Annotated in this window: 16 protein-coding genes; 9 read left to right on the forward strand and 7 right to left on the reverse strand. The window is 45.6% G+C overall.

The window, feature by feature from the left end:
* Nucleotides 1-276 precede the first annotated feature (276 nt).
* The 6 genes from AB2J24_RS07940 (at nucleotide 277) to AB2J24_RS07965 (ending at nucleotide 4,983) form a co-directional block, all read left to right on the forward strand.
* A complete protein-coding gene (locus AB2J24_RS07940; RefSeq protein WP_367385080.1) occupies nucleotides 277-1,221 on the forward strand; it encodes an ADP-ribosylglycohydrolase family protein in 945 nt (314 codons plus the stop codon).
* A gap of 278 nt (nucleotides 1,222-1,499) precedes the next feature.
* Entirely contained in the window at nucleotides 1,500-1,916 is a 417-nt protein-coding gene (gene rpsF / locus AB2J24_RS07945) for a 30S ribosomal protein S6 (protein WP_162651787.1), read from the forward strand.
* A gap of 11 nt (nucleotides 1,917-1,927) precedes the next feature.
* Nucleotides 1,928-2,176, forward strand: a complete 249-nt coding sequence (rpsR, locus tag AB2J24_RS07950; RefSeq protein WP_162651788.1) for a 30S ribosomal protein S18 — start codon at nucleotides 1,928-1,930, stop codon at nucleotides 2,174-2,176.
* Between the two features lie 158 nt (nucleotides 2,177-2,334).
* On the forward strand, nucleotides 2,335-3,297 hold the full coding sequence (locus AB2J24_RS07955) for a DUF2232 domain-containing protein (RefSeq protein ID WP_367385081.1): 963 nt from the start codon (nucleotides 2,335-2,337) through the stop codon (nucleotides 3,295-3,297).
* Nucleotides 3,298-3,316: 19 nt separating this feature from the next.
* A complete protein-coding gene (gene rplI / locus AB2J24_RS07960; protein WP_367385082.1) occupies nucleotides 3,317-3,946 on the forward strand; it encodes a 50S ribosomal protein L9 in 630 nt (209 codons plus the stop codon).
* Between the two features lie 146 nt (nucleotides 3,947-4,092).
* Complete coding sequence (locus AB2J24_RS07965; RefSeq protein WP_367385083.1) at nucleotides 4,093-4,983, forward strand: uracil-DNA glycosylase; 891 nt, start codon at nucleotides 4,093-4,095, stop codon at nucleotides 4,981-4,983.
* Between the two features lie 9 nt (nucleotides 4,984-4,992).
* Here the strand turns inward: AB2J24_RS07965 and denD are convergent, their stop codons facing one another.
* On the reverse strand, nucleotides 4,993-5,955 hold the full coding sequence (gene denD / locus AB2J24_RS07970; protein ID WP_367385084.1) for a D-erythronate dehydrogenase: 963 nt from the start codon (nucleotides 5,953-5,955) through the stop codon (nucleotides 4,993-4,995).
* Nucleotides 5,956-6,201: 246 nt separating this feature from the next.
* Here denD and AB2J24_RS07975 point away from each other — a divergent pair, with 246 nt between their 5' ends.
* Entirely contained in the window at nucleotides 6,202-7,479 is a 1,278-nt protein-coding gene (locus tag AB2J24_RS07975) for an MFS transporter (protein ID WP_367385085.1), read from the forward strand.
* Between the two features lie 4 nt (nucleotides 7,480-7,483).
* Here the strand turns inward: AB2J24_RS07975 and AB2J24_RS07980 are convergent, their stop codons facing one another.
* Nucleotides 7,484-8,395, reverse strand: coding sequence for a DMT family transporter (locus tag AB2J24_RS07980; protein ID WP_367385174.1), 912 nt, complete (start codon nucleotides 8,393-8,395; stop codon nucleotides 7,484-7,486).
* A gap of 439 nt (nucleotides 8,396-8,834) precedes the next feature.
* Here AB2J24_RS07980 and pepN point away from each other — a divergent pair, with 439 nt between their 5' ends.
* Both pepN and AB2J24_RS07990 read left to right on the forward strand, forming a co-directional pair.
* Entirely contained in the window at nucleotides 8,835-11,477 is a 2,643-nt protein-coding gene (pepN, locus tag AB2J24_RS07985) for an aminopeptidase N (RefSeq protein ID WP_367385086.1), read from the forward strand.
* 254 nt (nucleotides 11,478-11,731) lie between these two features.
* The gene (locus tag AB2J24_RS07990) at nucleotides 11,732-14,128 is read left to right on the forward strand and encodes a PAS domain-containing sensor histidine kinase (protein ID WP_367385087.1); all 2,397 of its coding nucleotides are present in this window, start codon (nucleotides 11,732-11,734) and stop codon (nucleotides 14,126-14,128) included.
* A gap of 75 nt (nucleotides 14,129-14,203) precedes the next feature.
* Here the strand turns inward: AB2J24_RS07990 and AB2J24_RS07995 are convergent, their stop codons facing one another.
* The 5 genes from AB2J24_RS07995 to AB2J24_RS08015 all read right to left on the reverse strand — a co-directional run bounded on the left by AB2J24_RS07995 (nucleotide 14,204) and on the right by AB2J24_RS08015 (nucleotide 21,588).
* Nucleotides 14,204-14,647, reverse strand: a complete 444-nt coding sequence (locus AB2J24_RS07995) for an EF-hand domain-containing protein (RefSeq protein ID WP_367385088.1) — start codon at nucleotides 14,645-14,647, stop codon at nucleotides 14,204-14,206.
* Nucleotides 14,648-14,759: 112 nt separating this feature from the next.
* The gene (locus AB2J24_RS08000) at nucleotides 14,760-17,699 is read right to left on the reverse strand and encodes a bifunctional [glutamine synthetase] adenylyltransferase/[glutamine synthetase]-adenylyl-L-tyrosine phosphorylase (RefSeq protein WP_367385089.1); all 2,940 of its coding nucleotides are present in this window, start codon (nucleotides 17,697-17,699) and stop codon (nucleotides 14,760-14,762) included.
* 35 nt (nucleotides 17,700-17,734) lie between these two features.
* Nucleotides 17,735-19,135, reverse strand: a complete 1,401-nt coding sequence (locus tag AB2J24_RS08005) for a sensor histidine kinase (RefSeq protein ID WP_162651798.1) — start codon at nucleotides 19,133-19,135, stop codon at nucleotides 17,735-17,737.
* A 6-nt stretch (nucleotides 19,136-19,141) separates the two neighbouring features.
* Nucleotides 19,142-19,819: a response regulator transcription factor gene (locus AB2J24_RS08010; RefSeq protein WP_367385090.1), complete on the reverse strand. Its 678-nt coding sequence runs from the start codon at nucleotides 19,817-19,819 to the stop codon at nucleotides 19,142-19,144.
* A gap of 212 nt (nucleotides 19,820-20,031) precedes the next feature.
* Complete coding sequence (locus tag AB2J24_RS08015; protein WP_162651800.1) at nucleotides 20,032-21,588, reverse strand: Do family serine endopeptidase; 1,557 nt, start codon at nucleotides 21,586-21,588, stop codon at nucleotides 20,032-20,034.
* Nucleotides 21,589-21,654 lie beyond the last annotated feature (66 nt).

Raw genomic sequence — 21,654 nt, forward strand, 5'->3', positions numbered from 1 at the left:
TATACAACCTTAATTTATACTTGAGTAAACTGGATATACTTAGTGAATAAACCATTAATTACAAATACAAATGGTAATCATCATTATATATACTTATTTTTATTTACAAATACACAAGTTAAAATTGCACATCTACATTCAACCTTTAGACAGTTCGCAAAACTGAATATGATCAGCATAATTATTTCAACAATGAACTAATTGAATTTCGCCTTTTCAAATCCCATCTAATGCGCGATAAGAGCACCTTAAGTAATGAATTAATCAGGATAAGACATGGCTAAATCACATCGAATTTCCAACAGTTTGAAGGGTGCTTTAGTTGCTGATGCAGCCTCAATGGGAACACATTGGATTTACGATACAGATCGTGTCGCAAAAATTGCAAAAGCAAATGGCGGTTCGCTTGCTTTTATTCCTACAGATGAAAAAAATTATGAAAACACCAAGGGTTATTTCGCACACGCAAACCGCCCCAAGGGAACAAACACCCAATATGGTGAAGTTTTACGCACAGCAATAATGTCAGTCTTGGCAAATTCCGGCAAATTTAACACAGTAAATTACCAGAAGGATTTTGCAGCGCATTTTGGCCCAGGCGGCACATATATTGGCTATATTGATTACGCAACGCGCGGTACTTTGGCAAACTTGGCGACAGAAGAAATAGACCCTTCCGGCACCGACGACACTCAATTGCCAGCGCTTTCCAGCCTGCCAGCTGTTGTTGCGGTAGATCCCTCTTCTATTGAAGCTGCAGTCCGCGTGACAAATAACAACGACTATTCGGTTAATGCAGGGAACATATTTTCTCATTTGTTAAACGCAGTACTAAATGGTGCTGAACTTAACGAAGCGCTTGAAGAAGCTTCAAATATTGGAGAGGAAGAATTCAGCGACCTTCTTAAGGCTGCTCTTGCGAGCGAAGAAACTGACAGTGTTGCCTACGGTCAAATTACGGGTAGAGCTTGTAATCTTGTTATGTCGGTGCCGCTTTGCTTTCATATTCTTCAAAACACAAATTCATTTGTAAATGCTATTGAAGCTAATAGTCTTGCCGCAGGTGACAATGCTGGCAGAGCCATCGTTATTGGAGCCATTGCAGGTGCTTATTATGGTTTTAACAATGACAAAGGCATTCCGCAAAAATGGGCCGACGAACTGGCCGATGCTGATGAGATTTTTGAACGTTGTGACGCTATGGGTGCAATCACGAACTAAATACAGCAATTTCAATGTTTTCCACCGTGAAAGCACTTGCAATTGATCTATTTCACTGTATAAGCGGCCTCGTTACACGATCCGGTTTTTGGCTGGTGGCTGAACGGAGGGTAGATTCTTTTGAATTTACATGGTGCATGAAGTGCTCCGGCCTCCCGTGTCTCCGCTCACGATCCGTCATAACGTCTTTCTTGCCAGAAGCCATATGCTTCTCGAGACAAGTTCGTTGAGGCTTAGCCGCCAAATACCAGATCAAAACGCAAGAAAGGAAAGCCAAAATGGCACTTTACGAACATATCTTCCTTGCTCGCCAAGATTTATCTGGCGCTCAAGTAGATGAACTCGTGCAAAACTACAAAACTTTGCTCGAGGAAAATGGCGGCTCTGTTGGCCGTATTGAAAACTGGGGTTTGAAAAACCTTACATATCGCATGAAGAAAAACCGCAAAGCGCACTATGCTTTGATGGACATTGATGCACCCGCTGCTGCGGTCCACGAGATGGAACGCCAAATGCGCATCAACGAAGATGTTCTTCGTTACATGACTGTATCGGTTGATGGCCACGAAGAAGGCCCATCAGTTATGTTGCAAAAACGTGATCGCGATGATCGTGGCCGTGGTGGTGATCGTAATGGTCCTCGTGGTGATAGAGATGATCGTCCACGTCGCCCTCGCGAAAACGCAGCTGAATAGGAGACAAACAAATGGTAGATATCAATCAAATTCCATCACGTCGTCCTTTTAGCCGTCGTCGTAAAACTTGCCCATTTTCTGGTGATAATGCTCCGCGTATAGATTACAAAGACGTACGCACATTACAGCGTTACATTTCTGAACGAGGCAAAATCGTTCCTTCACGTATCACTGCAGTGAGCCACAAAAAACAACGTGAGTTGGCGAAAGCCATCAAACGTGCACGTTTCTTGGGTCTATTGCCTTACGTCGTTAAGTGATTTGAGTTGGCGGCCTTCATTGGTCGCCGCTTTTCCCGTATCTGAGGTGGGCTCATATACGAGATTTTAAAACCCATGTTGGGGCACCGAATAATCCGCACTATTGGATAATCCGGAATATGTAGCCTCTAACTGCTTATATGCAGGACAGCGAGCAAATGACTTTGAATACAAATTCATTATTGATTGGACTATTGGCAGGTGTCGCCAGCGCAATTTTGTTGCTCGCGTCTGGCCAACCATCTTTGCTTTCAATTTTTCTATTTGCCGCCGCTGCTCTTCCTATTTTTATCGCGGGTCTAGGTTGGTCAAACCAAGCTTCATTTACCGCGGTTACTAGCACGTTCATCATACTTGCCATCGCAGCATCCCCAGAAACTGCGCTTGTGAGCACCGTTACAACGCTGCTACCTTCAGCGTGGCTTTCACACCTGACAACACTTGCCCGTTCTGCAGATGAAGTTGGCGGACCAGACGATAAGCTTGTTTGGTATCCATTTCCGCAAATCATGTTGCATCTGGCAACGCTTATGGTGTTTGCGACACTTATGATCGGCTGGCTGATTGATTATGGGCCAGACGTTGTGGGGCAGGTTGTTGCAGCATTTATTGATGCGTTCAATCAGTCTGGCGAACAACCTATCGCGATTCAAAACATCGAGGCCATGACAACAACACTGACTAAATTGCTACCATTTATACAAAGTGCAATGTGGGTCATTATTCTATTTACTGCTTGGTACCTAGCAGGGCACATTGTGCGGCTTTCAGGCCGCTCGAAGCGTCCGCGTGATGATATGCATACTTCGCTTCGCATGCCATCACTGGCGCTCATCTTTTTAGGCGGAGGTCTTGTGTTGATGTTCTTTGACGGAACTATCTCCTATATCGGAGCTGCCATTGCGGGTGGTTTTGGCGCAGGATTTATGATGGCGGGCTTAGCCCTTTTCCATAAAAACACCCTTGGCAAACTTTGGCGCGGAGCGGCGCTCTGGACCGTCTATGTACTCATTTTACTTTTCTCAATTCCAGCAATCATTTTTGCCATTATGGGCCTCTTAGAGGCAGGCAAACCTGTTCCGATGCTGGTAAGTCAAAAACCAAACGAATCTAAAGAATAATCTTGAAAGGATAATCGACATGAAAGTCATTCTACTAGAACGAGTTGCCAAACTTGGCCATATGGGCGAAGAAGTTAAAGTTAAAGATGGTTACGCGCGTAACTTTCTATTGCCACTTGGAAAAGCACTTCGCGCCAATGCAGCAAATCGCGCACGTTTTGAAGCAGACCGCGAAATTATTGAAGAAAAAAACAAAGAGCGTATGTCCAGCGCCCAAGAAGTTGGCGATGCACTTGACGGTAAGAGCTTTGTTGTAATCCGCTCTGCTGGTGAAACTGGTCAACTTTACGGTTCAGTTGCTTCTCGTGATGTTATTTCAATCTTGGCTGAAAATGGCTTTAAAGTTCAGCGTAGTCAGGTTGATCTTAACACACCAATTAAAACACTTGGCCTTCACACAATTACGCTTAACCTGCATGCTGACGTTGTTATCTCAGTTGAGTTTAACATTGGACGTACTGCTGATGAAGCTGAGCTACAAGCGCAAGGTATCGACATGTCATCTGCTGATGCGATGTATGATCTAGCTGAAAAAGCTGAAGCTGAAGAAGCCAGCGAAGGCGAAGCTGTTGAGGGTGAAGAAGGCGTTGCTGAAGAGTCATCTGATGAAGCAGCTGCAGACGACGCATCTGAGGAAGATGAAGCCTAGTTTTTAGACTTCAACAAACGAAGATTAAACATACCTACTTAAAACCCTGCTTGATATTCAAGCAGGGTTTTTATTGTTGGGGTACAAATTCTGGATATACTTGGATTTCGCTTTAAACGCGGTGCTTTTATGCATATGATCATTTTATGAGTGAAGCCCCCGCCATATCCAAGCAAGAAGCAGCTGCCATACTTAAGTTTTATGCTGAGGCTGGGGTCGTTGATTTATTAAATGATGAACCAATTGATCGCTTTGAGGTAAGCCGCAAACAACTTGAAGAAAAACGTGCGAAACGCGGCAATGTAAATCCCGCGCTTAGCCCGCGTGTTGCCGCAGCGACATCAAGAAAAAGTACGTCCCCTCGCTTAACGACAGATAAACCTGCAGCATCTCCCATTCAAGCTGCAAGTACTAACATCACTGTGCCCGATCAAGAAAAGATTGATGAAGCACGAGCGCTCGCCAAATCTGCCAACAGCGTTGATGAACTCAAGGAGTTGCTCGCGGACTTTAAAGGTTGCAACCTTCGACAAGGCGCGAAAAATACCGTTTTTGCAGATGGCAACCCAAATGCGCCAATTATGTTTATCGGCAAAGCTCCAGGGCGCGATGAAGATCGGCAAGGCGTACCTTTTGTTGGCCCTATTGGGCAGTTGTTCGACAAAATGCTGGCCGCTATCGACCTGGACCGAGACAAGAGTTACATCACAAACATCGTTCCATGGCGCCCACCAGGAAACCGAACTCCCGTACCGCATGAAATTGAACTTTGTCGACCTTTTGCCGTACGCCATATTGAACTCATCAAACCCAAGCTGATCGTCCTGATGGGAAATGTGTCAACTCAAACGCTGCTTGAAACAAATAAAAATATTTTGTCCCTACGTGGAACATGGGCAGAATATGATGTTGGCGGTAAAAAAGTGCCAACCATGCCGACATTGCATCCTGATCATCTGATCAAAAATCCGGCCTCAAAACGAAATGCGTGGAAAGATCTGCTTGCTATATCTGCTAGATTAAAAGAGCTTACATAACTTCAGGTATCAGCTCATTTCATCTTCAATATATGCCTTAATAATGCTCTCAAAATCTGTATCTTCAAAAAAACCCAACATGTAAGCTCTATTCGGCTTCAACTCTGCAACCCATGTTTCAACAATGTCTTTGATCTTTTGATCATGTTCAATCTGAATGAGCTCCACGACCTCTTGCCCCGCAACATTACGTAGAGCAGCTAGTATATCTTTAACTGACGCATTTATTCCAGGCAGCATGATGCACCTATCATTACCTAAGTCTGCGCCGTCTATTTCGGCGGCATGAATTATGTTTCTAATGATTATGCGCGGTGAGGAGAACCAATGGCTATAACCTTCGCCGACAGGGCAGATGGCCTTCTCACCATTAAGAGGTTCTCGAACAATCGAGGATAGAAAAGATGATGCCGCCGCATTGGGCTTACCGGGACGCACAGTAATCGTCGGTAAGCGTATACCACGCCCATCTATCAACCCGCGGCGGGAATAATCATTTAATAGTAACTCGCAAATGACTTTTTGAGTGCCATAGGAGCTTCGTGGTGCGCGAATGAAGTGATCTCTTATTGGCTGCGGTGTATCGGCAGAATAAACGGCGATGGATGATGAGAAGACAACAATAGGAGGTTTTTCTAACATAACGCATCGTGCAAGCAGGTTTCGCATTCCATCGAGGTTTACCTCATAACCCAGCTCAAGGTCCGCCTCTGCCTGACCGGATACAATGGATGCCAAATGATAGATAACATCAACATCGTCCTCGATGACATCACCGACACTTTGTATATCGGTTATATCAAACTTTTTATATGTGATTGGAAATTCGGCTTTAAAGTCCGTCTGCGGCGACACCATATCGCATAATGCAATTTGTTTGATTTTCTCGCCACGCAATTCTCCCTTTTCAACCAGAGCCTTTGTCAGTTTCTGGCCAATAAAACCTGATCCACCCAAAATAGCGATTTTCATATCAAATCCACTCAACAGTCACTTCATTCTTATTTATGAATAAAATCAATAGCATGGCATTTGCGGCAAAAGAAGTACCTTCCATATTAATATTTTGTAATTGCCAAATACAATAATCCGTGTCATTGGCGAATATAAGCTTAGTACGATTTGCTTTGGTCGTGCGCAAAGTTGAAACAAAGCATTTATGTGAAAAATTGTCTGCAGCAATTAATTTTGGGCTGCTCGTTTTGAAAGTTGTCCGCTATGAGAGCTATGATTTCTCCGGTGTTCGCGCTTCTTGTATCCACTCTACTTATGCAAATTGGTGGAGGTATGGCTGGTTATCTTTTGCCGCTCCGTGCCGCAGAGGAAGGCTGGGATACGCTTCTCATCTCGTTATTTGCAGCCAGTTTTGCAATGGCTTTTACGCTTGGATGTGTAGTTGTGCCGCGTATTGTTTTCCTTGTTGGGCATATTCGCGTCTTCTCCGCATTAACCGCTGCTATGGCAATAGCTTTACTGCTTCACTCAGTTATTGTTGATCCATTTGCCTGGGCTGTTTTTCGTGGCATTCACGGCTTTGCCATAGCTGGAACATATATGGTGCTCGAAAGTTGGTTGAATGAAAAGTCAACCAACGAAGCACGCGGTACGATCTTTGCGATCTATATGATTATGAGCACATGCGGGATCATGATTGGACAATTTCTCGTGCCGTTGGGCGATACGAGTGATACTATTTTATTCATCATTTGCGCATTGGCATTTCTTGCATCCCTATTCCCGACCACACTTACAACTGCTGCATCACCGAACCCGCTAACAACAGTTAGATTTGATCTCAAGGCGCTGTTTCACCGCTCACCCATTGCAACGGTTACAGCTCTATTTTGTGGCTTGGTGACCGGCACATGGTTTAGCCTTGGTCCTGTATTTGTAACGTTGCGAGACATCACAACATCGGACGGCGCAATCATGCTGGCAAGCGCAATGGCTGGTGGTACGTTGGGACAGTTCCCCTTTGGTGTCCTGTCAGATAAAATTGATCGGCGTATTGTTATGATCATTATTTCTGTTCTGGGCAGTCTTTCTTGCCTGGCGGTCTATTTCATTGATCTTGAAAGTTTGAATTTCTTCTTTGTACTCATGTTCTTTCTTGGGCTTGCTATTTTTCCGCTTTATTCAATTGCCATTGCCCACGCGAACGATTTTTCCGCCGCCGATGAATTTGTCGAAACCTCAAGTGGGCTTCTGGTGATATATGGTGCGGGTTCGGTCGCCGGTCCAATCATCGGTGCTTTTGCTATGCAAGGCTTAGGGCCGGAAGGCATGTTTGCGCTGATGTCCATATCTTTCGCAATTGTTGCCATCTACGCAGCCTATCGCTTGCAACAACGCGACCAAGTGCCCGAAGAAGATCGTATGGATTACGGCATCACACCAGTTGGGCGATCTTTGTCACCACAGACATTTGAACTGGACCCAAGATCTGACCCTGAATGGGGCAGCGAGATTGAAGAAGACACAGAAACTAACCAATAAATTACTAAGTTTGACTGCCTGTTTGCCTCCGGCTTTCTTTGCGTGGAAGGCCAAGACGATGCTCACGGAAAATAATGAAAATACCCGCGGCAGCAACAATTGCTGTACCGATGAGCATCTGGCTTTGTGGTAAGTCTCCAAATAATATGTAGCTAAGTGCAATACCAAACAGGATCGATGTGTAGTCAAAGGGTGCAATGACGGAAACAGAAGCATGACGATAACATTCGGTCATCAAAATTTGCCCTATACCACCGATAATTCCACAACTGACTAGGAGTGTAGCATTATACAAATCAAGCGGAACCCAACCAAAGAAATAAGTCATAGCCGCAAAGAATGACGCCATACTAGAGAAGTAGATAACAATCGTGGGGGATTTTTCAGTTTTGACAAGCGCACGCACAAAAATTGTCGCTACCGCTGCAAAAATCGTTGATAAGATCGTGGCAATCACGCCATGATATTCGTCTACATTCCCAACACCATCAAAGAGTGTAATGCGCGGCCATGAAATAATCAGTACACCGCACATGCCCATAGCAACAGCTGCCCAACGATAAAGGCGGACACGCTCACCCAAAAGTATGGCGGCAAAAATCACCGCAAATAGTGGTGTAGCATGGCGAAGTGCCACAACATCCGGCAAAGGTAGTTTTGTTAAACCATAAAAGCCAAGCCCCATACCAAAACAACCAACGATTGAACGACCCAGATGCGCTAAGGGCCGTTTTGTATAATAAGCTTGCCCCAACTGACCACGATAACCAAGATAAACCACCACAGGAAGGATAGCGAAAAATGCGCGAAAGAAAACGATCTGGCCAACGGGAATACCATCTCCAACCAGTTTTATCATAGCTGACATGGAAACTAAAAACCCGACAGATGCGACTTTTAAGGTAATGCCAAGCAGCTCATTACCAGTTTCATACTGAGACTCTTCATCGCTGGCTTTTTCGGCGGTGTTGCTTACTTCCCCACCTTTGATGCCCTCATTTTTCACGAATCATTCCTTTGTAAATCTAAGGAATAAGTACATCAAATTTACAAATTCGTCGCATTCAAACTTGTTTTGTTCTTATTCATGGGATTGATTGATTATGGTATTGACGCGAAAATGATCACTCAATCAGGTATTAATCAGCCCAATACTCAAGTAAATTCAAGTAATTACAGCTTAGAGTAAATAAATATTGCATGATCTATTTTTTTAGCCAATTGTTAAGCTTCAAGACAGGCTGGATTCATAGGTTTTTGGCAATTATGATAACGGTTCATTAGCTCTATTTGTGCTTATTATTGCTTCTGATTGGGAAAATCGCTTAGCGGTTCAAAATATGGGACGATAAATAATGCGCAGCAATACGGGACAAGTTCTTTATCTCAAAGACTATCAAGCAACCGATTTTGTTCTTGAGAGAACCGATCTTACTTTTGAACTCCACCCAACGGAGACAAAGCTTATCACCCGCACGTTGGTGCATAGGCGTGAAGGCGCTACTACTGACGCTCCTATGATTTGGGCCGGTGATGAGCTGAATGTTGAGTCTGTTCAGGTCGATTCAGTTGATGTCACGGCGGAAAATCATGATATCTCACCTGATGAACTGGTCTTGAAAGATCTACCCGAAAGCGTTGCGTTTGAAGTCACCGTTACAACGATCCTTTCTCCGGAGACAAATACCCAATTGATGGGCCTTTATCGCACGAGTGGCATCTACTGCACGCAATGCGAAGCGGAAGGTTTCCGCCGCATGACCTATTTCTATGATCGTCCTGATGCAATGTGCGTTTATACTGTCACGATTATCGCTGATAAAGAAGATACACCTGTCTTACTTTCTAACGGCAACTTCCTTGGCGGTGGCGGGTATGACGAAGGTCGCCATTTTGCTGCTTGGTTCGATCCTCATCCAAAACCATCTTACCTATTCGCTCTTGTTGGCGGTGATCTTGGTTTGATCGAAGATACATTCACCACAATGTCTGGCAAAGAAGTAGCCCTTAAAATTTATACTGAGCACGGTAAAGAACCACGCGCAGTCTATGCGATGGATGCCCTTAAGCGCTCTATGAAGTGGGATGAAGAGAAGTTTGGTCGCGAATATGATCTTGATATCTTCCAAATTGTTGCTGTTTCAGACTTTAACATGGGCGCGATGGAAAATAAGGGCCTAAACGTCTTTAACGACAAATATGTATTAGCCGATCCAGAAACTGCGACAGATGCAGATTATGCCGGCATTGAACGGGTGATCGCGCACGAATATTTCCATAATTGGACTGGCAACCGCATTACATGCCGCGACTGGTTTCAACTTTGCCTTAAAGAAGGTTTGACTGTATATCGCGATCATGAATTCTCAGCCGATGAACGCTCGCGCCCCGTGACACGGATTGATGAAATTCGTACACTTAAACTTATTCAATACCCAGAAGATGCTGGTCCCCTTGCCCATCCTGTCCGCCCGGGAAGTTTTAAGGAAATCAACAACTTCTACACCGCAACAGTTTATGAAAAGGGCTCAGAAGTTTGCCGCATGATCCGCACTATTGTTGGCGCTGAGGATTTCCGTAAAGGTATGGATCTTTATTTCGAACGTCATGATGGTGACGCGGCGACCATTGAAGATTTCGTTGCCGTGTTTGCAGAAGTAAGCGGTCGCGACTTTACGCAATTTAGCCTTTGGTATGATCAGGCAGGTACACCAAGTGTAACCGTTAACACGAAATGGGATGAGAGTGCGTCAAGCTTTACAGTAACGCTAGAACAAACACTTGCACCAACCCCAGGCCAGCCAGACAAGAAGGTCATGCATATCCCGCTTTCGTATACCTTAATCGGTACTGATGGCGAGAATTATACGATTGCACCAGATGGCAGCGATGATACCCATGTTCTTCACCTAACAGAGCGTTCGCAAACATTCACGTTCTCAGGCCTCAAATCCAAACCCGTTCTATCTATAAATCGCGGTCTTTCTGCCCCTGTGAACATTCATATGCAACAAAGCGAAGAAGATCTGGCGCATATTTCTGCCAATGACAGCGATGCCGTTGGGCGTTGGCAGGCGTTACAAAACCTTGCAATGATTGAACTGATTACAGGCACAAAGGCAATTGAGGATGGTGGGGAGATCGGCGATGCCGACCTGTTGATCAGAGCCTACAAGGCAATCATGGAAAACAATGATCTTGAGCAAGCATTTGTCGCGCAAGCGTTGCAGCTGCCAATTGAAGCAGATATTGCCCGCGAGTTTGGTGACAATATTAATCCAGATTCTATCCGCACGGCTATTGATCAGCTAAAAGCAAAAATTGCAGCAGCGCTTGTTGAAAATTTTGAGGCGCTTCATAAAGCAACACAGAGCGATGAGAAGTATGATCCAAGCGCTTCTCATGCTGGCCGTAGAGCGCTCTCAGGTGTGACGCTAGAATATTTATCTGTTCATGATGGAAACGGTGCACGTGCATATGAAGCTTATAAATCAGCAAATAACATGACACAGCGAAGCACGGCGTTGGTAACACTAACCAATGATTATCCTACATCAAGTGATGCGCAAGCTGCACTCGCTGACTTTAAGTCTCGTTATTCTGATAATCCACTTGTCATGGATAAGTGGCTTGCAATCCAAGCTCGTATGCCCGGTGATGCTGCATTAGACCACGTCAAAACCTTGATGTCGGATGATGTTTACGATGCAAACAATCCAAATCGCATTCGCTCATTAATCGGCACATTTGCCGCTGGAAATGCGACAGGTTTTAACCGGCCTGATGGCGGCGGCTATCAATTATTGGCTGAGCAAGTTCTTGAACTTGATGGCAAAAACCCGCAAGTTGCGGCTCGACTCCTAACTGCAATGCGGTCATGGCGCTCTCTTGAGCCTGTCCGTCGCGATGCTGCGAAAACAGCACTGGAGAAAATTGCTGCGCAGGAAAACCTCTCCGCTGATGTGTCCGATATTGTCGAGCGCACGCTTGCAGCTTAAAGAAGCAGCTCAAGTTAAATAGAAAACAAATCAGTTGGTACTTTGATTTGCCGCATATCACCAAGATGTGCGGCTTCTCTACATTTAACAGCTTGATTCTCTTATTAGAATCGAAAGCAGTTAGAAAAAAAGTCGAGTCAAAACAAATGGTTAATATTTTATTACTATTTGACGGTGGACAAGTGACGGCAGCTTTGATTCATTAGGGTAATTCGAGGGGCGGACATCTTCGGACGCTACGGGGACATATAAAAATGGTGAATGTTAACAACATTCGCGCGGCAAATGACGCGCGGCTGAAGATGGAATCTATTCCCAAAAAGTTCAACGACCGCGAACTGATGGGCAACACAAAGCTCTTTGCAAAACCGCGCTACCGTCGGCTTGTAAGTGCCGAACCATTTCTCAAGCGCTCCATCCCTATTCTCATTCTCACCTTCTTGATTTTTCTTGCCGCAGCGCGCTGCATTTCGGTGTTTGAACATTACGATCGTTATAAAGAAGGTGCTGAGCAAGCAACACTTCTTACTGTGACAGCTGTAAGTTCTATCATCTCGGCAGACCCACTTCCCGCAACTGAAGCGAACCGCTGGGAAACCGAGGCACAGATTGATAAAGTGCTGAGCAAATATTCCATCGAACAGGGCCGCATCGTTGCCGTTGCTGATCAAAATGGCAATATATTTGCCAGCTCTGCGTTGGGTTATGACTTCGTGGAGCAGAACATATCAACTCTTTTGGGTTCAAGCTCTCCATTGCAGCAATTCGGCGATCGTGCTGGCTTGCAAGTGGTCACGCTGCCAGAGGCAGTTGGTCCCTTCTCCGGCTCGAACATGCTAACAGCGGTAGCACATTTGGAAAATAGTTCGGGCTATATATTAGTGATGTCTCCTGAGGCTCCAACTTTACTAACCTGGTTTCGCAAAACCATTTCTCTAAATGCAACATTATTTATCGCAACGGCGGCGATACTTGTAATGATCCTCTACGCTTACTTCATTCAGGTTGGACACACGCGTGAATCGAATGAAATGTATGCTGAGACAGAGCGCCGTGTTGATATGGCGCTGTCCCGTGGTCGCTGTGGGCTCTGGGAATGGGATATGGCGCAAAGTCGCCTATATTGGTCTAGCTCGATGTATGAGATGCTTGGCATGCCAGCGCGTGATAATGTCTTATCATTTGAGGAAGCAGCTAATCTGATGCACCCCGAAGATGGTAATATCTATGTTCTTGCACGCCTTGCAGCACGTGGCGAGATTCGCGAAATTGACCACGAGTTTCGCATGCGTCACGCCAATGGTTCTTATGTTTGGCTTCGTGCTCGAGCACAATTAATTGATAGAACAAGTTCTGGTAGGTATCTCGTTGGCATCGCAATGGATGTGAGTGAGCAGCACCGCCTACAAAAACGTAAGGCTGAGGCAGATCAACGCCTGTTTGACGCAATTGAAAGCACCCGTGAGGCATTTGTGCTTTGGGATAAAGATGGCAAGCTAGTGATCTGGAACGATCATTTCCAGAAGGTTCATAATATACCCGAGGAGGTATTAATGGCTGGCGCAGACCGCGATGTCGTTATGGAGGCGGCCAAACGACCAATCGTGGATAAACTTGTGCCAGCTATTAGCTCTAACGGCTACACAAAAAGCTATGAGATTAAATTGGCTGATGGAAGTTGGTTGCAAATTAGCGAACGCCGAACCAGCGATGGTGGTCTGGTATCTGTTGGAACAGATATTACAACACTTAAACTCAATCAGGACCGACTAAAAGAATCCGAAAGGCGACTAATGGCAACAGTTGGCGATCTTTCCCGATCCCAAGAAGAACTTGAGGCGAAAGCTGCCGAACTTAGCAAACTTAATCTGGACTATCAGGTGGAGAAGGAACGCGCAGAGGCTGCTAACAGATCAAAATCACAATTCTTGGCGAATATGTCTCATGAATTGAGAACACCGTTAAATGCAGTTATTGGGTTTTCCGAAATATTAAAAACCGGTATGTTTGGCCCACTTGGGTCTGAGAAATATGAAGAATATACAGAAGACATTCATTCAAGCGGCAAACACTTGCTTGGCCTGATTAATGATATTTTGGATATGTCAAAAATTGAAGCTGGTCAGATGCAAATCGAACGTGAACCCGTTCGTCTTGACCCTGTGATTAATGAAGCAGTGCGCCTTATTTCGACACAAGCCACGACGAAATCTATCCAGCTTTATCATGAAATTGCACCCAATCTGGAACTGGCCGCTGATCGCCGCGCTATGAAGCAAGTGCTCTTAAACCTTCTTTCCAATGCTGTTAAATTTACGGACAATAAAGGTAATATAAGAGTCCGAGCCCGTCAGGTAAATGAAGCGATTGTTCTTAGTATTCAAGACACTGGCATCGGCATTCCCAAACATGCAATGTCAAAAATTGGGCAACCATTCGAACAAGTCCAAAACCAGTTTTCCAAGAGCAAAGATGGATCAGGACTTGGTCTTGCGATTTCCCGTTCTCTTATAAAACTACATGGCGGATCTATGCGCATTAGCTCAAAAGAGGGCGTGGGAACAACGGTTTCAGTGCGCATCCCAGTCAATGTGGTACTCACCAGTGAGCGAGAGGAAAATGCACAGGGCGACCAGTCGGCAGCAGCCTAACCCTTCTCCAAATCACCATAAAAAACGCCCCCAACTTGGAGGGCGTTTCTCATTTTTAAAGTCGAACTTACGCCTCTAACGGCGATAACCTCTTTTCTTTTTTCGAATTTTTTTCAGCTCATCTTCTGATAAAGAACCATCTGAATTAACGTCCAAAACGGCAAACCTCTTCGCCTGCATTTCTTTTAGTTCAGCCACAGTTACTGTGCCATCTCCATCAATATCAAGACGGCGCGTCATTCTTTCCAGACGGCGGCGTTGACGTTCAGCCTCCATTCCAGCTTGAATTTCGTCAGCTGTTAGAATTCCATCACCATCCTTATCTGCAGACACCATTTTTCCTGCTCCAAGATTGATAAATTCTTCCATAGAAATTGAACCCGACTTATCGGTATCAATTTTTTCGATCATTTGCTGAAGGCCACGTTTTCCGTGTTTCCTATCACCATCTTTGGCAACTGCAGCACCCGTTATCATCAACGCGGAAGTCAATGTTATTATTATCGTTTTTATAAACATTTTATAGTCCTTTTGCATGAGTATCGCCCCTCTTGCTAAAGTGCCGGACAGTCTTTGTCCGCCAACTATGATCAGGCATTAACGTCTGCCCAATCATGTTCTGCAAACACCATTAGTGTCGCACAACCTCCTTAAATATGTCTCGTATCATCTTTGAATTTGATTCAATTTCCGCATCAAGCATTTTCTTATCTGGCATATGAACCGACTTTAATATCAAATCCATCAAACCCTGTGGCGCCGTCGATTGATCAAATGAACCTTCAACACAAAGCTTGGTGACTTGCGATATATTTGTCCATAATTTAAGCGCATCCATAAGGTGATCAGCCGTTCCATTCCCCAAGTGAGGAATACCCAAAATCTCGATCAGATATGAAGTGCCTGTTTCCTGCATCGGTGGCTGCCAGCCCTTCCCGCGCTCTCGCAATGACAAATATTGCATCATAAATTCGATATCGATAAGACCACCGGGTATTAATTTGAAATCCCAATCATCTTTGGGCGGTTTTTCCTCATCGATCAATTTGCGCATATCCGCAATTTCTTTAACAAGTTCGGAATGTGTACGGGGTGCGGCCAAAATATCATGAATTTCGCCATGAACTTTGTTGATCAACTCCTCTGATCCAGCAACACATCGTGCACGCGACAAAGCCATATGCTCCCATACCCATGCTTCATCTCGCTGATATTTAGAAAAAGCCTTAAGGGATGTGGCCACGGGGCCTTTATTACCGGAAGGGCGTAGACGTAAATCGACCTCATATAAAACGCCTTCCGCTGTGGGCGCTGAAATCGCAGCGATCAGCCGTTGCGTTAAACGCATATAATAGCGTACCGGATCAAGAGGTTTTTCACCATCAGATTCATCCGCCAGACTATCGTGATTGTAAATCAATATCATGTCGACATCTGAACCTGCCGTCATTTCGCGGCTGGCGATTTTGCCCATACCCAAAATAGCAACCTGCCCACCGGAAATTTTGCCATGTTTGGCTTCCATTTCACCGATAACCGCATTCAATGCATGGCTTATCATAAGATCTGCAAGATCGGATAAGGCAACGCCAGCCCGCATGCCTGAAATAGCCCCTGTAAGCAATCTGATCCCTATGAGGAACCTTTGCTCCGCGCAAAAGATACGCAAGCGATCAAGTACGTCTTCATAATAAATTGCCCCTTTTAAGAAAGTTGCCAACCGTTCTTGAAGGTAACGTGGCGTGGGCAATTCGGACAGTACTGCCGGATCTAGCAACCCATCAAAGATATGTGGTCTGCGAGAAATAATATCAGCAAGGCGTGGTGCACAGGTCATGATAGTTTGCAGTAAAGATAGTAAACCCGGATTACTCCCCAACAGTGAGAAGAGCTGAATGCCGGCAGGTAGACCAGATAAGAATGCATCGAACTTCAGCAGCGCATCATCTGGCTCTTGTGCCTTGCCAAAGGTTTGCAGCAATTGCGGTGTAAGTTCGGTTAATCGTTCAATCGCTTGCGTAGAACGTGTTGCTCGATATCGTCCGCGGTGCCAGTTTCGAACCACTCGTGAAATATCAGATGGGCGCTCAAACCCAAATTCCGAAAGCGTTTTAAGCGTACTTGGATCATCATCCTCACCCGTGAACAGCAAATTTCCATGATCTCCTGTTAGCTGTTCTTCTTGTTCAAACAACTCGGCATAGACGCTTTCTACATACTTTAGATGTTTGGTATATGTCTTTCTAAAATCTTTGACATTATCCTCGCCCATCATAAGTGCAATGGTTTTCAACTCCGATTTTTCCTCGGGCAGCTCGTGGCTTTGCTGATCATCAACCATCTGAATGCGATGTTCGACATTGCGCAAATACCAGTAGCTTTGTTTCAATCCATCAGCGATCTTTTGATCGAGCCATTTTGCGCGCACCAAGGCATTGATTGCCTCATCCGTTCTGCGTTGGCGCAAGTCAGGGTTCCGACCACCGGCTATGAGTTGTTGTGTTTGGGCGAAAAACTCAATTTCGCGGATGCCGCCGCGACCGAGTTTAACATTATGGCCAGGAACAGAAATGTCACCTAATCCGCGATGGGCATTAATTTGGCGTTTAATCGAATTGATATCCGCAATCGCAGCATAATCTAGGAACTTACGAAACATGAACGGTTGTAACTCTTTGATGAACTGCTCACCCGCCTGAATGTCACCCGCTACCGGTCGCGCCTTGATGAATGCAGCGCGCTCCCAATTCTGCCCCCTGCCTTCATAATAATTAAGTGCAGCTTCAATGGAGAAAGCCAGCGGCGTTGAACCCGGATCAGGACGTAAACGTAAATCAGTTCTGAACACATATCCATGCGCTGTGTGATGCTGCATGATATGGATGAGACGCCGTGTAATCTTTGCAAAAATATCCGTTGCATCTTCATCTTCACTAACAATATCTGCCGCGCGATCAAAGAACACAACAATGTCGATATCGGATGAATAGTTTAATTCATCCGCACCTAATTTACCCATACCCAAAACCACAAGACCACTTCCATCCGATGGATTGTTTATGTCCTTGAGTCGAAGCTTTTCGCGTCCATGCGCCTCCAAAAGAAGATGATTAAAACTCGCCTTTAATGATGCAGCTGCCAGCTCGCTTAAATAGCGCGTGGTATCCTGCGGGTTGGAAATTTGTGCCAAATCATAAAATGCCAGCGCAAGTGATGCTTCACGTTTAACCTCACGCAAAACACGCATGGTTTCGGCCTCTGTCGCTGGCTGTCCTTTATCATCCAGCCATGCATTTCCTGCTCTATCAAGTAGCAACTTCATCTGCGATGGGAGATCATTTTCAAGCGTATTGGCTAATAATATTGGGCGCGCGCAAACAATACCGAGGAGATACGGGCTATGTGAAAGTGCGGCGGTTAAGTATGAAAAAAGATCAGTTTTTTTTGAAAGAATTTTGGCCAGTTTTGGCTCTTCTTTTCTCAAGCTGGAAAGATGACTGGCAACTTCCTTCTGGCTCTTCTTTGAACGTGGTAGAACGGGCGATTTTTTTATATTAATTAGTTTCATCATATCCCCTCCTACCCTTAAATTTAATATTCGTACATTTAAATTTTCATTGGAAATATCATCGTCACAGATAGACCTGGATGTTCTTTATCATTCAGATCTGTTGGACCGAGTTTCAGCTCACCTCCATGCAGCCGCATGACAGCCTCAACCAGGGAAAGACCCAAACCCGTTCCGGGCATATTACGGCTCTCATCAAGACGGACAAAACGCTTGATCACTTCGCCATGTTTGTCTTCTGGAATTCCGACACCATTATCAGCGACAGTCAGATGCACTTTATCTCCGACATTAGCGAGCTTGATCCAAATCTTTGATGTCTCATGTCCGCTCGCATACTTTATGGCGTTATCAATCAAATTAGTCAGTGCCTGACCAATAAGTTCACGGTTACCATTGATGTTTAAATTGTCGGCAATCTGCCCAATTAGCTCAACATCGCTATCTTCAGCGACTGGCTCATAAAGCTCGGCGGCATCGTTGGCCGCGGCCGACAAACTAATCTTGCTCAATTGGGCGGCGGCAGAACCAGATTCCACGCGGGAAATCATCAAAAGGGCTGAAAAAATACGAATAAGCTGATCTGATTCCGAGATCATATCTTCCAGCGCACTTCGGTAATGATCTTCCTTACCTTCGCTGGCAAGGGCTGCTTCTGCGCGATTACGAAGACGCGTGAGTGGCGTTTTTAGATCATGGGCAATATTATCAGACACTTGTCGAAGGCCTTCATTAAGCCGCTCGATACGGCCTAACATCGTATTCAGAGAATCCGACAAACGGTCAAACTCGTCGCCTGACCCCATCACCGGCAAACGCTGCGATAAATCCCCCGCCATAATACGTTCACTGGCAAGCGACATGCGATCAATGCGCTTTAGAGCCGATCGCCCAACAAAAAACCAGATAGCCAGCGCGCCGACACCCATGATAGCGAGTGCTGTGATCAATGCACGTTCAATCAAATCGCCAAACCTGTTTGGCTCATCCAGATCCCGGCCAACTAACAATTTAAATCCATTCGGCAACTGCATAACATGGCCAAGGCCAATGTACTCAGCTTCAAAATCTCCAAACTTCTTATAATTGAATGGCTTTATAACATCGCCTTCTTTATCGAATACTCCCGCCTCGATTTCTGCAACATTACCGCCAAAAATCTCGCCCGTTGGTGAGGCTATGATGTAAAGGTTAGATCCTGGTTGCCTTGACCTACGCTCGACAAACCGAACCAGATTATTGACACCACCGCTGCGATAAGCATTGGAAACAGCTCTTACTTCTCTGTTGATTGCCCGTTCGGTTTGTGCCCGCAGTAGTCCTTCTGACTGGGAACTGACATAAAATACAAGCACGGTGGCAGAGACCACAAATAATACAAGATAGAGCAGTGATAATCTCACCGCAGTTGTTTTGAGCATGGCTTGAAGGCGCGGCATCAGGATTTATTCTCCGGCCTTTAAGATATATCCTGCACCACGTATTGTGTGCAAAAGTGCTCCATTAAAACCCTTCTCTATTTTGCCGCGTAATCGCGATATGTGGACATCGATGACATTGGTTTGCGGGTCGAAATGATAGTCCCACACATTTTCAAGCAACATTGTGCGCGTCACCACTTGCCCTGCATTGTTCATGAGATATTCAAGTAAGGTATATTCTCGTGGCTGAAGGTTGATCAACTGCCCTGCCCGACGTACCTCATGGCTTAGACGATCTAATTCAAGATCACCGACGCGATAACTCGTTTCTGTATCGCGTGTTCCTTTGCGGCGACCAAGGATTTCGACGCGCGCCAAAAGCTCGGAAAAAGCATAGGGTTTCGTCAGATAATCATCGCCACCAGCCCGCAAACCCGTAACACGATCATCTACCTGTCCGAGAGCCGATAGGATTAAGACGGGTGTTTCATTACCCTTCTCACGCAAGGACGAAATGATGGATAATCCATCGCGCTTTGGCAGCATGCGATCGACCACCATAACATCATAGGTATTTTCTGTTGCTAAGAAATATCCACTGTCGCCATCAGATGCATGATCAACGGTGACACCTGCCTCACGAAAGGCTTTGGAGAGGTAGGCGGCGGTCTCTAGATCGTCTTCGATAATAAGAATCTTCATGGAATATCTTCTACAATGTTCTGATCAATTTGAATAGAAGCGGCGGGCTCCAAAAGAACCCGCCGCCATGTAAAGAGCCACCTATCGGGGGCGACGTATAATAGCGGCCCTTTTACAAGAGTTCAGGGAACAAGAATTTGAGGCATCCCTTGGGAGGGGAGGAGAAACTGGAATGCATCAAACCTTTCTTTCGTTTACGTGTCGCCTTGCGACTAACCAGCATCTATTGGCAACGCAATGAAGCTGTTCTGATTGCTTCGTTCAATCTGAAATAATGCAGCTTTACGACCGTCTTTTGCTGCTTTATCAATAACTTGGGCCACATCACCAGTAGATTTAACATCGTTATTGTTAACTGCAATGATGACATCGCCTACCCGAATGCCACGCTCTTGTGCCACACTGCCTTCTTCGACAGCAGAAACCACCAGGCCCGGACCTTCGGAATTAGGCTCAACCACAATACCAAAGCCTTCGATCATTGCAGGTTCTGCTTCTGGCTCAATATCCGCTGGCGGTGTTGATGCTGCCAATGCTTGCTCAACAGGAAGTGCGCCGAGTTTAACCGTAATGCTTTCAGCTTTACCTGCACGCCAGATTGTCAGTTCAACATCCGTATCGGGATCAAAAGCACCAATTTTCTTGGCCAGATCACGGGCATCTTCAACTGTATCACCATTAACTGCGGTAATCACATCGCCTGCTTTAATGCCTGCTTTTGCAGCTGGCGTATCGGTTTCGGAGTTAGATACCAATGCACCTTGTGGGTCCGATAAGCCAAGTGAATCCGCAATATCTGCACTTACTGGCTGAATACGTACACCAAGCCAACCACGAGCTACAGCACCATTTTCAATCAGATCATCCACAACCGTGCGGACCGTTGATGCGGGGATTGCAAACGCAATACCGACATTACCGCCAGATGGCGAGAAAATTGCCGTGTTCACGCCAATCACTTCACCATTTAGGTTAAATGTCGGACCGCCCGAATTGCCGCGGTTAACAGCAGCATCCACTTGGATGAAATCATCATACGGTCCTGCGCCAATATCTCGGCCCCGAGCAGAAACAATACCTGCGGTTACCGTACCACCAAGGCCAAACGGATTACCAACTGCGACCACCCAATCACCAACACGAATGTCCTTCTCGTCTGCGAGTGCAACATAGGTGAATTTCTTTGTTGGTTCGACTTTCAATACCGCCAAATCTGTGCGGCTATCACGGCCAACGAGCTTGGCATCATGCTCGGTACCATCTTTAGTAATAACCGTAAATGCGGACCCGTCTCCAACGACATGACTATTTGTCACCACAAAACCATCGTCAGAGATGAAGAAACCAGAGCCCTGGCTCACAGGTCTCAAGCGGCGTTTGCCATCGCCTTTGCGCTCGCCGCGACGACCGCGATCAGCACGTTCATCATTATCATCACCTCCTCCGCTAAATTCATCAAAGAAGCGACGAAGCGGATGATCTTTTGGTAAATCACCAAAACCTCTGCCACCAAAATCAAAGTTAAATCGTGAGCCACTATCAGACACAGGTCGAACTTCGCTTTGAACCCGGACGGAGACAACGGCAGGGGAAACCGCTTCTACAACGTCTGCAAAACTTGGCGCTTGTGGCGCTTCAACACGAACAGCCTCTGCATATGCAGGGGCTACCGCTACAGGCAAAGCGGTTGCCAACATAGCAGCAGCCACGCCAGCTGCAGCGGTTGATGCTAGAAGGCTTTTCTTGGGAAATTTAAGTAATTTTGGCATTCATAAATCCTCTTGATCATTTCGTTGACTGGAGATCAACGTGCTAGCTGGCAAATCACCAGCGAT

Origin of the sequence: Lentilitoribacter sp. EG35 (genome assembly GCF_040784015.1) — a bacterium.
Lineage (GTDB): Bacteria > Pseudomonadota > Alphaproteobacteria > Rhizobiales > Rhizobiaceae > Lentilitoribacter.